Source organism: Paenalkalicoccus suaedae (genome assembly GCF_006965545.2).
Taxonomy (GTDB): Bacteria; Bacillota; Bacilli; order Bacillales; family Salisediminibacteriaceae; genus Paenalkalicoccus; species Paenalkalicoccus suaedae.
The window spans coordinates 136817-150079 of record NZ_CP041372.2 but is presented as its reverse complement, the minus strand read 5'-3'; the positions used below and the strand labels follow the sequence as shown (position 1 = coordinate 150079).

The window sequence follows — 13263 nt, the reverse complement described above, 5'->3', positions numbered from 1 at the left end:
CCCTTATTTGATAAAGCCCTTATAGGATCTCTTAATTAACTGACTTTCTATTTGCTTCATCGTGTCTAAAGCGACACCAACAACGATCAAGAGCCCAGTACCACCGATCTGGACGGCCGGAGGTAATCCTGCTACTTCAGTGAAGAATACAGGAAGGATTGATACGGTTGCCAGGAAAGTTGCTCCAACGAAAGTCAAACGATATAGGATCTTCGTGATGTAATCTTGCGTTGTCTTCCCGGGACGAATACCAGGGATGTACCCACCCTGCTTTTTCAAATTATCTGCCATCTGTTCCGGGTTTACCTGTACGAACGTATAGAAATACGTAAAACCAATAATTAACACAACATAAGCAACTAAGCCAAATGGTTGTGTATAATCGAAGTTTTGCACGACCCAGTTAGCAATTGCATTTTCATCTCCAAAGAATCCAGCCACGGTTGGTGGGAAGATAAAGAGTGAGAGTGCAAAGATAACCGGAATAACCCCGGCAGAGTTAACCTTTAACGGAAGGTGGGTTGATTGACCACCCTGCGGCTTCCCAGCAACTAATCGCTTAGCATACTGGACAGGTATTTTTCTTAGGGCTTGCTGAACAAAAATAACTCCTACAACAATCGCTAGTAGTGCTAACAATAGTAATAGCACGGTTACGATGTTAAGAAACAAGGCATCTCCTGCGCCTTCGAATTGAGTTACATAAATTTGATTAACTCCATTCGGAATCCCAGCAGCAATCCCAGCAAAGATAATAATTGAGATCCCGTTCCCAACTCCGTTTGCCGTAATCTGCTCCCCTAACCAAAGTAGGAAAGCTGTCCCTCCAGTGAGCGTAAGTGCAATAAGCAAGTACGTCTGGATGGATGGATTCGGAACGAGGTTTGGAAATAGATTGTTGAAACCAATAGACATTCCTAAGGCTTGAACAAACGCGATCACAATTGTACCGTATCTTGTCACTTGTGCTAGCTTCTTGCGACCAGCTTCCCCTTGCTTACCCCACTCGGCAAACTTCGGAATGACATCCATTCTTAAGAGTTGCACGATGATGGAAGCTGTAATGTAGGGCATTATTCCTGTCGCAAAAATTGAGAAATTCTCCAACGCACCACCGCCAAAGGTATTAAGAAAACCAAAGGCGTTTAATTCCCCGCCGAAGTCAAGCACATTTGCATCTACTCCTGGCGCGGGGATATGGGCGCCGATTCGAAAGACGATTAAAATCGCTAAGGTGAAGAAGATTTTGTTCCTCAGATCACCCACTCGAAAGATATTGGAGATCGTCTGGAACATTAAACCACCTCAGTAGATCCGCCGGCAGCCTCAATCGCTTCTTTTGCTGTTGTAGAAAACTTACTAGCTTTCACAGTCAGCTTACGCTCTAATGTCCCGTTACCAAGGACCTTCACACCATCACGCTCATTTTTAACTACACCAGTCTCGATTAAGAGCGCTGGAGTAACTTCCGTTCCATCTTCGAAACGGTTTAGCGTGTCAAGATTCACGATCGCGTATTCAGTACGGTTAGGGTTTGTAAATCCGCGCTTTGGAAGACGACGGAAGATAGGCATTTGTCCACCTTCGAACCCTGGGCGTACGCCACCGCCTGAACGTGCGTTTTGACCTTTGTGACCTTTACCTGCTGTCTTACCGTTACCAGTACCGACACCACGTCCTTTGCGCTTACGCTCTTTACGTGATCCTACTGCAGGTTTTAGTTCGTGAAGTTGCATGTTGACACCTCCTCAACTGTTTACTTTTTTATGCGTCAATTTCTTTTACACTGACGAGATGAGAAACTTTGTTTACCATTCCGCGCATTGCATCGTTATCTTCTTGTACGACAGAGTGGTTCATTTTGCGAAGACCAAGAGTCTTCACTGTAATTCGCTGATCTTCCGGACGGCCGATCAAGCTTCTTGTGAGGGTGATTTCTAATTTCTTTGCCATGCCAAATCCCTCCTTAACCTAGCAACTCTTCTACAGATTTGCCGCGTAGTTTTGCAACGTCTTCAGGGCTCTTTAAGCTAGATAGCCCTTCTAATGTTGCACGTACCATATTGATTGGGTTATTAGACCCTAGAGACTTAGATAGAATGTCGCCTACACCAGCTAATTCTAATACCGCACGAACAGGTCCGCCCGCGATAACTCCAGTACCTTCAGATGCTGGCTTTAGAAGCACGCTTCCAGCTCCAAATCCTCCAGTGATCTGGTGAGGAATAGTTGTTCCTTGAATCGGAACACGGATAAGATTTTTCTTACCGTCCTCAATCGCCTTACGAATCGCTTCCGGCACTTCAAGTGCTTTACCCATTCCGAAGCCAACGTGACCGTTTTTGTCTCCGACTACAACTAGTGCAGCAAAACGAAAACGACGTCCACCTTTAACAACCTTAGCTACTCGGTTGACCGTTACGACTCTCTCTTCAATTTCAAGTTTGCTTGGATCGATACGCAATGTGTTTCCCTCCTTTGGCGCTTATTAAAACTTAAGACCTGCTTCACGAGCAGCATCTGCAAGTATTTGGATACGACCGTGATAGAGGTATCCTCCACGATCAAATACAATTGTTTCATATCCTTTATCAAGGGCACGCTTTGCAACAAGTTCGCCAACTTGGCGTGCTGCTTCTTTGTTCCCGCCGTTTTCAACATTAAGTTCTTTATCTAAGCTTGTAGCACTTGCTAATGTAACACCAGCTACATCATCAATTAACTGTGCGTAAATATGCTTACTAGAACGGAAAACATTTAAGCGAGGACGTTCCGCAGTACCAGTGATCGTACGACGAACATGCGCATGTCTTTTCTTACGCGCCGCGTTCTTATCAGTCTTCGTGATCATTGAACGTCAATCCTTTCTTCCCGTTAATTTAGGGGTTTATTTACCAGTCTTACCTTCTTTACGACGTACATATTCACCTTCGTAACGGATACCTTTACCTTTGTAAGGCTCAGGCTTACGAACCGCACGGATGTTTGACGCAAGTGCACCAACGCGCTCTTTGTCAATACCCTTAACAGTGATCTGCGTGTTAGCAGGTACATCGATTTCAAGACCATCTTCAGGTACGAATTCTACTTGGTGAGATAGACCAACGTTTAAGATAAGCTTGTCGCCTGTCTTAGTCGCACGGTAACCGACACCAACTAGTTCTAGTTTCTTCTCGTAACCCTTCGTTACGCCTTCAATCATGTTGCTTACAACGCTACGAGTTGTACCATGCAACGCACGGTGAGTTTTATGATCAGAAGGACGCTCAACAGTGATCGTGTTATCTTCGTGCTTAATGATCATGTCTTGGTGAAGTTCACGAGTGAGCTCACCTTTAGGTCCTTTAACTGTAATCGTTGAGTTGTTGAACTTCACTTCTACATCAGAAGGAACTTCAATAGGTTTTAAACCAATTCGAGACATACGTTACACCTCCATTCTGTTGCTTTTTCTTACCAAACGTACGCTAGTACTTCGCCGCCGACTTTTTGTTGACGAGCTTCTTTGTCCGTGATTAGTCCATTAGATGATGAAATAATCGCGATACCAAGTCCACCTAGTACACGTGGTAGTTCATCAGACTTCGCGTAAACGCGTAGTCCAGGCTTACTGATTTTCTTAAGTCCAGTGATAACCTTTTCGTTATTCGCACCATACTTAAGGAAAATACGAAGAACGCCTTGCTTGCTATCTTCAATAGATTCGTAATCGCGAATGAAACCTTCGCGCTTTAAAATGTCAGCAATTTCTTTCTTGATCTTGGAAGCTGGAAGCTCCAAGCTTGTATGACGTACTGTATTCGCATTACGGATGCGAGTCAGCATATCAGAAATAGGATCTGTCATGACCATCGTATTTTACCTCCTTCCTTTAAACGGAATTACCAGCTAGCTTTTCTAACGCCCGGAATTTGACCTTTGTATGCAAGTTCACGGAAGCAGATACGGCAAAGCTTGAACTTACGGATTACACTGTGAGGGCGTCCACAGCGTTCGCAACGAGTGTATTCTTGTACACCAAACTTCTTCGTGCGCTTCTGTTTTGCGATCATCGATTTTTTCGCCAAGGTCTTCACTCCTCTCTTTGGTCGTTTTTATTATTTTTGGAACGGCATACCCATTTGAGTTAATAGCTCACGCGCTTCTTCGTCCGTGTTAGCAGTTGTAACAATAACGATATCCATACCGCGGACTTTATCAACGTCATCATAGCTAATCTCAGGGAAAATAAGCTGTTCTTTTACACCTAAAGTGTAGTTACCGCGACCGTCAAATGCTTTCTTAGATACACCACGGAAGTCACGTACACGTGGCAATGAAACAGCAATTAGCTTGTCGAGGAAGTCGTACATACGCTCACCGCGTAGTGTAACTTTCGCACCGATTGGCATACCTTCACGAAGCTTGAAGCCCGCGATAGATTTCTTTGCCTTTGTGATTAATGGCTTTTGACCAGTGATTTGAGTTAATTCCTCAACAGCCTTATCAAGAACTTTAGAGTTCTGAACTGCGTCACCGATACCCATGTTCACAACGATCTTCTCTAGACCTGGAACTTCCATAACGGAAGAGTAGTTGAATTTTTCTTTTAGTGCAGGAGTAATCTCCTGATTGTACTTATCTTTCAGACGACTCATCGAATGAACCTCCTTTCAACAGCTGGTCGATTACTTCTTATCAAGTACTTCGCCAGATTTTTTAGCAATACGTACTTTGTCTTTACCTGTTCCTTGGTATCCAATACGCGTTGGCTCACCAGACTTAGGGTCGATGACCATAACGTTTGACACGTGGATCGACGCTTCTTGGTTAAGAATTCCGCCTTGTGGGTTAGCTTGAGATGGCTTCGCATGCTTCTTAACCATGTTTACACCTTCCACAAGCACACGCTGCTTGCTTGGATAAGCTTCAAGAACTGTTCCTTCTTTACCTTTATCTTTACCAGAGATGACTTTTACGTTATCTCCCTTTTTTACGTGCAATTTCGTTTGGGACATGAGGGCACCTCCTCTTTACTCGAATGTTTCCGTTCTATCTATATGCCTTACAGTACTTCTGGAGCAAGAGATACGATCTTCATGAATTGGTTCTCACGAAGTTCACGTGCAACTGGTCCGAAGATACGAGTTCCTCTTGGGCTCTTATCGTCACGTACGATTACTGCAGCGTTCTCGTCAAACTTGATGTAAGATCCGTCTGTACGACGAGCTCCAGTCTTAGTACGTACGATTACCGCACGAACAACTTCACCCTTCTTGACAACGCCACCAGGTGTTGCTTGCTTTACAGAACAAACGATGATATCACCAATGTTTGCAGTCTTACGACCAGTACCGCCTAATACTTTAATACAAAGTAATTCACGTGCACCAGAGTTGTCAGCAACTTTTAAACGACTTTCTGATTGAATCATAGGATCTTTTACCTCCCTTCAAGTGACACTGACTTAGATAATTACAGACTCTTCTACTACCTCAACGAGGCGGAAGCGCTTGTCTTTTGATAGCGGACGAGTTTCAACGATGCGTACAACGTCACCCATCTTAGCTGTATTGTTTTCGTCATGTGCTTTATACTTCTTAGAATATTTAACACGTTTGCCGTATAGCTTGTGCTTCTGATACGTTTCAACAGTAACAGTGATTGTTTTGTCCATCTTATCAGATGTCACACGCCCGACATAACTTTTGCGGTTATTTCGTTCTTGCACAGTGCAGACCTCCTCTCAGGACTATTCGTTCGTGATTCCGAGTTCACGTTCACGTAAAACTGTCTTCGCACGAGCAATTGCCTTCTTTACTTCACGAATGCGGGCTGGATTGTCTAATTGTCCAGTCGCAAGTTGAAAGCGAAGGTTGAATAGCTCTTCTTTTAAAGACTTAGACTTTTGTTCGATTTCTGCAGTGGTAAGGTTGCGGATATCATTAGCTTTCATTTGCGTCACCACCCACTTCTTCACGTTTTACTACCTTTGTTTTGATTGGAAGCTTGTGAGATGCAAGACGTAATGCTTCACGAGCAACCTCCTCAGAAACTCCAGCGATTTCAAACATAATCTTCCCTGGCTTTACTACCGCTACCCATCCTTCAGGAGCACCTTTACCAGAACCCATGCGGACTTCAAGTGGCTTTGCAGTGTAAGGCTTGTCTGGGAAGATCTTAATCCATACTTTACCGCCACGCTTCATGTAACGAGTCATGGCAATACGTGCAGATTCGATCTGACGGTTTGTGATCCAAGAAGCTTCTAAAGCTTGTAGACCATATTCACCGAATGTAACTTCCGTTCCGCCTTTTGCACGTCCGCGCATCTTTCCTCGATGCTCGCGGCGGAATTTAACACGTTTAGGCATTAGCATGATTAATTTCCTCCTTCCTCTTGATTCGTTCCTTTCGTTGGAAGGACTTCACCCTTGTAGATCCAAGTTTTAATTCCGAGCTTACCATAAGTAGTATCTGCTTCAGCAGTACCATATTGGATGTCAGCACGTAGTGTGTGAAGTGGAACAGTTCCTTCGCTGTATGATTCAGAACGAGCAATATCAGCGCCGCCAAGACGACCAGATACCTCAGTCTTGATTCCTTGTGCACCAGAACGCATTGTGCGTTGGATAGTTTGCTTCATCGCACGACGGAATGAGATACGGTTTTCTAATTGACGAGCAATGTTTTCAGCAACAAGCTTCGCATCAAGATCAGGACGCTTAATTTCGTTGATGTTGATGTGTACTCGCTTGCCAGTAAGTTCATTTAATGCGTTGCGAAGTGCTTCAACTTCAGATCCACCCTTACCAATAACCATACCAGGCTTGGCAGTGAAGATCGTTACGTTTACACGGTTTGCAGCACGTTCAATTTCAATAGTAGAAACTGAAGCTTCGCTTAAGCGCTTCTCCAAGTATTCACGAATTTTGATGTCTTCGTGAAGTAGGTCAGCATAGTCTTTGTCAGCGTACCATTTTGACTCCCAGCCACGGATAACACCGATTCGGAGTCCATTAGGATTTACTTTTTGACCCACACTTATCCCTCCTTCTTTTCTGTTAAAACAACGGTAATGTGGCTTGTTCGCTTATTGATTCGGCTCGCGCGACCTTGCGCACGTGGACGGAATCTCTTAAGTGTTACGCCCTCATCTACAAATACTTTACTAACAACTAAGTTGTCAGGTTCTAGGTCATAGTTGTGCTCTGCATTCGCAATAGCTGAGTTTAAAAGCTTCTCAACAATCGGAGATGCTTTCTTTGGAGTAAGACGAAGAATCGAAATCGCTTCTCCAACCTCTTTCCCACGGATTAAGTCTACGACTAGACGAGCTTTGCGAGGAGCAATACGCACTTGACTTGCAACTGCTTTTGCTTCCATGATCAGTACCTCCCCTCTCTAATTAACGTCGTGTTTTCTTATCGTCTGAAGCATGGCCTTTGTAAGTACGAGTTGGTGCGAATTCACCAAGCTTGTGCCCTACCATATCTTCTTGGACGTATACTGGTACGTGCTTGCGACCATCATATACTGCGATTGTGTGGCCAATGAATTGTGGGAAGATCGTTGAACGGCGTGACCAAGTCTTAATGACTTTTCTGTTATCCTCGGCGCTCATTGCTTCAACCTTTTTCATTAGGTGATCATCGACAAATGGTCCCTTTTTTAAGCTGCGACCCATAATGGTACCTCCCTTCGTGATTGCGCTACGGTTCTACCATAGAACCGTAGAACAACCGCGTTATTTTTTACGACGACGCACGATATATTTATCTGTGTCTTTGTTTTTCTTACGAGTTTTGAAGCCAAGAGTTGGCTTGCCCCATGGTGACATAGGTGACTTACGTCCGATTGGCGCACGTCCTTCACCACCACCGTGTGGGTGATCGTTAGGGTTCATTACAGAACCACGAACTGTTGGGCGGATACCCTTCCAACGTGAACGTCCGGCTTTACCGACTTTCACTAGCTCGTGCTCAACATTTCCAACTTGACCTACTGTCGCACGGCAAGTTGCAAGGATGAGGCGAGTTTCACCAGAACGAAGACGTACTAGTACGTAGCTTCCTTCTTTACCAAGAACCTGTGCTTCTGCACCAGCAGAGCGCACTAGCTGTCCGCCCTTACCAGGACGTAGCTCGATGTTGTGGATGATTGTACCAACTGGAATGTCTTTAAGTTGTAGAGCATTACCAACCTTGATGTCAGCATCTTTACCTGACATGATCATCGTTCCAACTTTAAGATTCTTAGGTGCTAGGATGTAACGCTTTTCACCATCAACGTAGTTGATAAGAGCGATATTCGCAGTACGGTTTGGATCATATTCGATCGTAGCAACGCGGCCTGGAATTCCATCTTTGTCACGCTTAAAATCAATAATACGGTATTGACGCTTATGTCCGCCACCCTGGTGACGTACTGTCAATCTACCTTGGTTGTTACGTCCGCCGCGCTTAGATAATGGCGCTAGAAGTGACTTTTCCGGCTTGTCAGTTGTCAAGTCTTGAAAGTCAAGAGTCGTCATTCCACGACGTCCGTTAGTAATCGGTTTATACTTTTTGATAGCCATGAGCTTTTCCCTCCTTCTCTTTAGATTTATTATGCTCCTTCAAAGAACTCTAGTTCTTTGCTGTCAGCAGAAAGCTGAACGATGGCTTTTTTGCGCTTGCGAGTATAGCCGCTGTGACGACCAAAACGCTTGAATTTACCTTTGTAGTTCATTGTGTTTACAGAGTCTACTTCTACACCGAAGATTTCTTCGATTGCAGCGCGGATCTGAGTTTTTGTAGCACGAGTGTCAACTTCGAACGTATATTTCTTCTCTGCCATAAGATCAGCAGTACGTTCTGTGATAATTGGGCGCTTAATAACATCTCTTGCGTTTGCCATTATGCAAGCACCTCCTCTACGTGCTTCACAGCATCTTGAGTAATAACTAGCTTCTCATGGTTAAGAATGTCTAGTACATTGATTCCGTCTGCTGTTACGAATTTCACTCCAGGAAGGTTGCGAACAGAAAGCTCAACTGCTTCGTTCACATCAGCCGTTACAACAAGAACTTTCTTGTTTGCTGATAGACCAGCTAGTACAGCTTTCATTTCCTTCGTTTTAGGAGCGTCAAAGCTCAATCCTTCTAATACTAGAATGTTTGAATCATTCACCTTAGAAGAAAGAGCAGATTTTAGCGCCAAACGACGTTGCTTCTTTGGTAGCTTATATGCGTAGCTACGTGGCGTTGGTCCGAATGTTACACCACCACCAACCCAAATTGGTGAACGCGTGGAACCGTGACGAGCACGTCCTGTTCCTTTTTGTCTCCAAGGCTTACGACCACCACCGCGAACGTCTGAACGACCTTTCGTTGCGTGTGTACCTTGACGACGGGATGCTTGTTGCATGATAACTGCTTCATAAAGAACACTTTCATTTGGTTCAACACCGAAAATACCATCAGATAGTTCGATGTCGCCTACTTGAGAGCCATCCTGTTTGTAAAGAGTAACTTTAGGCATCTGGGCTCCTCCTTTCTTTTTCGAAATTAGTCAGCTTTGATAGCTGATTTAATAGTTACAAAGCTCTTCTTCGCTCCAGGTACGTTACCTTTTACTAGAAGAACGTTTCGCTCAACGTCTACCTTTACGATCTCAAGGTTTTGGACTGTAGTAGTCTCTCCACCCATGCGACCAGGTAGTAGTTTACCAGGACGTACGTGGTTAGGATCTACAGGACCCATTGAACCAGGACGACGGTGGTAACGAGAACCGTGGGACATTGGTCCGCGTGATTGGTTATGACGCTTGATCGCACCTTGGAATCCTTTACCTTTGGACTTCCCAGTTACGTCAACCACATCTCCTTCAGCGAAAATATCTACTTTGACTTCCTGACCAATCTCGTAATCCGCTGCGTCTACGTTACGGATTTCCTTAACGAAGCGCTTAGGAGTAGAGTTTGCTTTATCAGCATGTCCTTTAGCTGGTTTGTTTTGGTGACCTGGCTTTTTGTCAAATGCACCAATTTGAATTGCTTCGTATCCATCAGCTTCGCTTGTCTTCTTTTGAAGAACGACGTTAGCTTCCGCTTGGATTACTGTTACGGGAATTGCTTCACCAGTTTCAGAGAAAATCTGAGTCATGCCTAGCTTTTTACCTAAGATTCCTTTGGTCATTAGTCACACCTCCTGTTAATAGTTAGTTATTATTTATATTACTTATAGTTTGATTTCAATGTCGACACCAGATGGTAGGTCTAAGCGCATTAGCGCGTCTACTGTCTGCGGTGTTGGATCAACGATATCGATTAAACGCTTGTGAGTACGCATCTCGAACTGCTCACGAGAGTCCTTGTACTTGTGCACCGCACGTAGAATCGTATAAATTGTCTTTTCAGTTGGAAGTGGGATCGGGCCAGATACACTAGCACCAGAACGCTTCGCTGTTTCAACAATCTTCTCTGCAGACTGATCTAGGATACGGTGATCGTATGCCTTTAATCGAATGCGAATTTTTTGCTTTGCCATTTTATTACCTCCTTTTTCGCCCATTTTGTTTAAATAGACTTGCTCCACGGAAATCTCCCCCACACCAGGTCCATGGCAAAGGGCCCGGGTGTGTCGGCAACCTCCCGCATCAAAGCCTGTCAAGTGGCCAACATTAAATAGTATACAGGTTTTACACCTGTGATGCAAGACCTTTTATATAAAAATTTATTCAGCCACACTCAAAGTATTATACAGCGTAAGCCTATATATATCAAGGCCTTTTTCGTATTTTAGTTTCTCCCAAAATGCAACTCTACAAACAGTGGTGCTAGGAGGAATAATTCTCTTTCCTTTTCCGATTGCTTAGGGTTAATCACGTTCACAATATCCCCTCGCAAATTCCCAAATAAGCTTATTGCTTCTATTGGAATACCATCGCGTTTGAGCTCGATCACTTGGTCACCCTGCGAATCTTTTATTCGGACGTATTGTCCGGAGAATCCTCCATCATTTTCGCCTAAAAACGTCCCGTCCGCGCAGTAGATCTTTGCGTTTGCCTTTGTCACCTTCCAAAGGTCAAGCTCCACCATACCAAGCTTGTCCTCTCCTTTGTATATATGAAACCTCTCTCTAACTCCCCAATCTTTTTTTAGAAAATAGCGTGGCTCCTCTTCTACATAGACAATTAGCTCTTGCTTAAGAAACGGACGCAAACCTATTAGATGGAGAAGTAGCTTTCCTGCTCGTTTAACCCCTGTCGCTGTTTCTTTCGCATATAGAATTGATTGACCTTTTGGGGTGAAGTAGATGACCTCGCGTAGCCAGTGCACGACAGGAACTGCAATGAGTCGGCGATGCTCTGCAAATGGCGTGAGAGGTTCTTCTTGTGTGATAGTGGGAATCTCACGCTGCTGCGAACGTTTGTATAAAGCTCCGAGTAAAAGTCCAGGTCCCATAATAGCAAGTGGAATGAGAGCTAATAACGTATCTAGTTTATCCTCCACGATGAATAAAGATAGCGATACTCCTATTAATAGAAGAGTAATGAATGAACCTACCCTTATGTAAGTGCGAATTGTTCGTGTGAAGTAATCATAAATTGTCATGTTGTGTTGCGTCCCTTCTATATAAGATGCTGCGGCGAGTATGTTAAGTAATACGTGTAAGGTAGGTGGGGTGTTTCGTTTAGAGTGAATGGTTGTGTAGATTTTAGGGGATGAACAATTTGAGTTAAGGTGGAGTCAGGTGCCCGCAATTAAACTTTATATATATGTATGGGCGCCTAGCTTCTATTTTATATGATTTTTTTGGGATGATGCAGAGCTATTTCCTCGTGTAATATGCATTTTATAGTCGGCGGTGTGCATTTCTTCCATGCTAGTGCGCATTCTCTCTCGTACTGTCTGCATTTCTCCATCCACAGCGTACATTTCCTCTCACAACAACTCATTTATTTCCTACATATAAAAAAAGCCCTAGCGGAAAATCCGCTAGGGCCGTGTAAAAAGCTTATCGCTTTTTATTACTCAGTGATTTCAGCAACTACGCCCGCACCTACAGTACGACCACCTTCACGAATAGAGAACTTAGTTCCTTCTTCGATCGCGATTGGAGAGATTAGTTCAACAGTCATTTCGATGTTGTCTCCAGGCATAACCATCTCAACGCCTTCTGGAAGCATAGTGATTCCAGTTACGTCAGTTGTACGGAAGTAGAACTGTGGACGGTAGTTTGTGAAGAATGGAGTGTGACGTCCACCTTCTTCTTTAGATAGTACATAAACCTCAGCTTTGAACTTTGTGTGAGGAGTGATTGTTCCTGGCTTAGCAAGAACTTGTCCACGGTTGATGTCGTCACGAGATACACCACGTAGTAGTGCACCAATGTTGTCACCAGCTTCAGCGTAGTCAAGAAGCTTACGGAACATTTCAACACCAGTTACAGTAGACTTAGATGGAGCTTCTGCTAGACCGATGATTTCGATTTCGTCACCAACGTTTAGCTGTCCACGCTCAACACGTCCAGTTGCAACTGTTCCACGACCAGTGATAGAGAATACGTCCTCTACTGGCATCATGAATGGCTTGTCCTTGTCACGGTCTGGAGTTGGGATGTAAGAATCAACTTCAGCCATTAGGTCAAGGATGTTTTGCTCGTGAGTAGCGTCTCCTTCAAGTGCTTTAAGAGCAGAACCCTTAACAACAGGAATGTCGTCTCCTGGGAAGTCATACTCAGAAAGAAGGTCGCGTACTTCCATTTCTACTAGCTCTAGTAGTTCCTCATCGTCAACTTGGTCAACTTTGTTTAGGAATACTACGATAGAAGGTACACCTACTTGACGAGATAGTAGGATGTGCTCACGAGTTTGTGGCATTGGGCCATCAGCAGCAGATACTACTAGGATAGCTCCGTCCATTTGTGCAGCACCAGTGATCATGTTTTTAACATAGTCAGCGTGTCCTGGGCAGTCAACGTGCGCATAGTGACGCGCATCTGTTTCGTACTCAACGTGTGCTGTAGAGATTGTGATTCCACGCTCGCGCTCTTCTGGAGCTCCGTCGATTTGGTCGTACGCCATAGCAGTACCTTTACCAGATGACTTAGCTAGTACGTGAGTGATTGCAGCAGTTAAAGTTGTTTTACCGTGGTCAACGTGCCCAATTGTGCCGATATTGGCATGGGTTTTGGAACGATCGAATTTTTCTTTTGACATGATCGAAATCCTCCTTCATATAGTTAAAAAGTTTATTTTTAATGGGTAAGGTGAGAGACAGTGTCTGTCACCTCCCCTAGCT

General features: G+C 44.3%; 24 protein-coding genes. All 24 read right to left on the bottom strand.

What is annotated here, in order from left to right; translation table 11 throughout:
• Positions 1–3: 3 nt before the first annotated feature.
• The 24 genes from secY to tuf all read right to left on the bottom strand — a co-directional run bounded on the left by secY (position 4) and on the right by tuf (position 13181).
• A complete protein-coding gene (gene secY / locus FLK61_RS01215) occupies positions 4–1296 on the bottom strand; it encodes a preprotein translocase subunit SecY (RefSeq protein WP_176007737.1) in 1293 nt (430 codons plus the stop codon).
• Positions 1296–1736 (bottom strand): 50S ribosomal protein L15, encoded by a 441-nt coding sequence (gene rplO / locus FLK61_RS01210; RefSeq protein ID WP_176007736.1) that lies wholly within the window; start codon positions 1734–1736, stop codon positions 1296–1298. The genes secY and rplO overlap by 1 nt, the downstream gene beginning before the upstream one ends.
• A 28-nt stretch (positions 1737–1764) precedes the next feature.
• Positions 1765–1953, bottom strand: coding sequence for a 50S ribosomal protein L30 (rpmD, locus tag FLK61_RS01205; RefSeq protein WP_176007735.1), 189 nt, complete (start codon positions 1951–1953; stop codon positions 1765–1767).
• A gap of 13 nt (positions 1954–1966) precedes the next feature.
• Complete coding sequence (gene rpsE / locus FLK61_RS01200) at positions 1967–2464, bottom strand: 30S ribosomal protein S5 (protein WP_176007734.1); 498 nt, start codon at positions 2462–2464, stop codon at positions 1967–1969.
• A 24-nt stretch (positions 2465–2488) separates the two neighbouring features.
• Entirely contained in the window at positions 2489–2851 is a 363-nt protein-coding gene (gene rplR, locus FLK61_RS01195; RefSeq protein WP_176007733.1) for a 50S ribosomal protein L18, read from the bottom strand.
• A 36-nt stretch (positions 2852–2887) separates the two neighbouring features.
• On the bottom strand, positions 2888–3424 hold the full coding sequence (gene rplF / locus FLK61_RS01190) for a 50S ribosomal protein L6 (protein ID WP_176007732.1): 537 nt from the start codon (positions 3422–3424) through the stop codon (positions 2888–2890).
• A 29-nt stretch (positions 3425–3453) separates the two neighbouring features.
• Positions 3454–3852, bottom strand: coding sequence for a 30S ribosomal protein S8 (gene rpsH, locus FLK61_RS01185; RefSeq protein ID WP_176007731.1), 399 nt, complete (start codon positions 3850–3852; stop codon positions 3454–3456).
• Positions 3853–3881: 29 nt separating this feature from the next.
• Complete coding sequence (locus FLK61_RS01180) at positions 3882–4067, bottom strand: type Z 30S ribosomal protein S14 (protein ID WP_176007730.1); 186 nt, start codon at positions 4065–4067, stop codon at positions 3882–3884.
• A 30-nt stretch (positions 4068–4097) separates the two neighbouring features.
• Positions 4098–4637, bottom strand: a complete 540-nt coding sequence (rplE, locus tag FLK61_RS01175; protein WP_176007729.1) for a 50S ribosomal protein L5 — start codon at positions 4635–4637, stop codon at positions 4098–4100.
• A gap of 30 nt (positions 4638–4667) precedes the next feature.
• A complete protein-coding gene (gene rplX / locus FLK61_RS01170) occupies positions 4668–4982 on the bottom strand; it encodes a 50S ribosomal protein L24 (protein WP_176011089.1) in 315 nt (104 codons plus the stop codon).
• 62 nt (positions 4983–5044) lie between these two features.
• On the bottom strand, positions 5045–5413 hold the full coding sequence (gene rplN / locus FLK61_RS01165) for a 50S ribosomal protein L14 (RefSeq protein WP_176007728.1): 369 nt from the start codon (positions 5411–5413) through the stop codon (positions 5045–5047).
• A gap of 33 nt (positions 5414–5446) precedes the next feature.
• Positions 5447–5710 (bottom strand): 30S ribosomal protein S17, encoded by a 264-nt coding sequence (rpsQ, locus tag FLK61_RS01160; RefSeq protein WP_176007727.1) that lies wholly within the window; start codon positions 5708–5710, stop codon positions 5447–5449.
• Positions 5711–5731: 21 nt separating this feature from the next.
• The gene (gene rpmC, locus FLK61_RS01155) at positions 5732–5935 is read right to left on the bottom strand and encodes a 50S ribosomal protein L29 (RefSeq protein ID WP_176007726.1); all 204 of its coding nucleotides are present in this window, start codon (positions 5933–5935) and stop codon (positions 5732–5734) included.
• Positions 5925–6359 (bottom strand): 50S ribosomal protein L16, encoded by a 435-nt coding sequence (gene rplP, locus FLK61_RS01150; RefSeq protein WP_176007725.1) that lies wholly within the window; start codon positions 6357–6359, stop codon positions 5925–5927. The genes rpmC and rplP overlap by 11 nt, the downstream gene beginning before the upstream one ends.
• Before the next feature lie 2 nt (positions 6360–6361).
• Positions 6362–7021, bottom strand: a complete 660-nt coding sequence (gene rpsC / locus FLK61_RS01145) for a 30S ribosomal protein S3 (protein WP_176007724.1) — start codon at positions 7019–7021, stop codon at positions 6362–6364.
• A gap of 2 nt (positions 7022–7023) precedes the next feature.
• Positions 7024–7365: a 50S ribosomal protein L22 gene (gene rplV / locus FLK61_RS01140; RefSeq protein WP_176007723.1), complete on the bottom strand. Its 342-nt coding sequence runs from the start codon at positions 7363–7365 to the stop codon at positions 7024–7026.
• A 22-nt stretch (positions 7366–7387) separates the two neighbouring features.
• A complete protein-coding gene (rpsS, locus tag FLK61_RS01135) occupies positions 7388–7666 on the bottom strand; it encodes a 30S ribosomal protein S19 (RefSeq protein WP_176007722.1) in 279 nt (92 codons plus the stop codon).
• A gap of 60 nt (positions 7667–7726) precedes the next feature.
• Positions 7727–8557: a 50S ribosomal protein L2 gene (gene rplB, locus FLK61_RS01130; protein WP_176007721.1), complete on the bottom strand. Its 831-nt coding sequence runs from the start codon at positions 8555–8557 to the stop codon at positions 7727–7729.
• Positions 8558–8586: 29 nt separating this feature from the next.
• A complete protein-coding gene (rplW, locus tag FLK61_RS01125; protein ID WP_176007720.1) occupies positions 8587–8877 on the bottom strand; it encodes a 50S ribosomal protein L23 in 291 nt (96 codons plus the stop codon).
• Positions 8877–9500, bottom strand: a complete 624-nt coding sequence (gene rplD, locus FLK61_RS01120; protein WP_176007719.1) for a 50S ribosomal protein L4 — start codon at positions 9498–9500, stop codon at positions 8877–8879. Before rplD ends, rplW begins: the two co-directional genes overlap by 1 nt.
• A 26-nt stretch (positions 9501–9526) precedes the next feature.
• A complete protein-coding gene (gene rplC / locus FLK61_RS01115; RefSeq protein WP_176007718.1) occupies positions 9527–10156 on the bottom strand; it encodes a 50S ribosomal protein L3 in 630 nt (209 codons plus the stop codon).
• A gap of 42 nt (positions 10157–10198) precedes the next feature.
• Positions 10199–10507 (bottom strand): 30S ribosomal protein S10, encoded by a 309-nt coding sequence (gene rpsJ / locus FLK61_RS01110; protein ID WP_176007717.1) that lies wholly within the window; start codon positions 10505–10507, stop codon positions 10199–10201.
• A 251-nt stretch (positions 10508–10758) separates the two neighbouring features.
• Positions 10759–11574, bottom strand: coding sequence for a hypothetical protein (locus FLK61_RS01105; RefSeq protein WP_176007716.1), 816 nt, complete (start codon positions 11572–11574; stop codon positions 10759–10761).
• Between the two features lie 416 nt (positions 11575–11990).
• Entirely contained in the window at positions 11991–13181 is a 1191-nt protein-coding gene (gene tuf / locus FLK61_RS01100) for an elongation factor Tu (protein WP_176007715.1), read from the bottom strand.
• Between the last annotated feature and the right edge of the window lie 82 nt (positions 13182–13263).

Coding starts and splice junctions, on each gene's coding strand:
- rpsS (WP_176007722.1), bottom strand. CDS start 7,666: ATGGGTCGCAGCTTAAAAAAGGGACCATTTGTCGATGATCACCTAATG.
- rplO (WP_176007736.1), bottom strand. CDS start 1,736: ATGCAACTTCACGAACTAAAACCTGCAGTAGGATCACGTAAAGAGCGT.
- rpmC (WP_176007726.1), bottom strand. CDS start 5,935: ATGAAAGCTAATGATATCCGCAACCTTACCACTGCAGAAATCGAACAA.
- rplV (WP_176007723.1), bottom strand. CDS start 7,365: ATGGAAGCAAAAGCAGTTGCAAGTCAAGTGCGTATTGCTCCTCGCAAA.
- rplE (WP_176007729.1), bottom strand. CDS start 4,637: ATGAGTCGTCTGAAAGATAAGTACAATCAGGAGATTACTCCTGCACTA.
- rplP (WP_176007725.1), bottom strand. CDS start 6,359: ATGCTAATGCCTAAACGTGTTAAATTCCGCCGCGAGCATCGAGGAAAG.
- tuf (WP_176007715.1), bottom strand. CDS start 13,181: ATGTCAAAAGAAAAATTCGATCGTTCCAAAACCCATGCCAATATCGGC.
- rpmD (WP_176007735.1), bottom strand. CDS start 1,953: ATGGCAAAGAAATTAGAAATCACCCTCACAAGAAGCTTGATCGGCCGT.
- rpsJ (WP_176007717.1), bottom strand. CDS start 10,507: ATGGCAAAGCAAAAAATTCGCATTCGATTAAAGGCATACGATCACCGT.
- rplN (WP_176007728.1), bottom strand. CDS start 5,413: ATGATTCAATCAGAAAGTCGTTTAAAAGTTGCTGACAACTCTGGTGCA.
- rplC (WP_176007718.1), bottom strand. CDS start 10,156: ATGACCAAAGGAATCTTAGGTAAAAAGCTAGGCATGACTCAGATTTTC.
- secY (WP_176007737.1), bottom strand. CDS start 1,296: ATGTTCCAGACGATCTCCAATATCTTTCGAGTGGGTGATCTGAGGAAC.
- FLK61_RS01105 (WP_176007716.1), bottom strand. CDS start 11,574: ATGACAATTTATGATTACTTCACACGAACAATTCGCACTTACATAAGG.
- rplD (WP_176007719.1), bottom strand. CDS start 9,500: ATGCCTAAAGTTACTCTTTACAAACAGGATGGCTCTCAAGTAGGCGAC.
- rpsH (WP_176007731.1), bottom strand. CDS start 3,852: ATGGTCATGACAGATCCTATTTCTGATATGCTGACTCGCATCCGTAAT.
- rplR (WP_176007733.1), bottom strand. CDS start 2,851: ATGATCACGAAGACTGATAAGAACGCGGCGCGTAAGAAAAGACATGCG.
- rplF (WP_176007732.1), bottom strand. CDS start 3,424: ATGTCTCGAATTGGTTTAAAACCTATTGAAGTTCCTTCTGATGTAGAA.
- rplW (WP_176007720.1), bottom strand. CDS start 8,877: ATGGCAAACGCAAGAGATGTTATTAAGCGCCCAATTATCACAGAACGT.
- rplB (WP_176007721.1), bottom strand. CDS start 8,557: ATGGCTATCAAAAAGTATAAACCGATTACTAACGGACGTCGTGGAATG.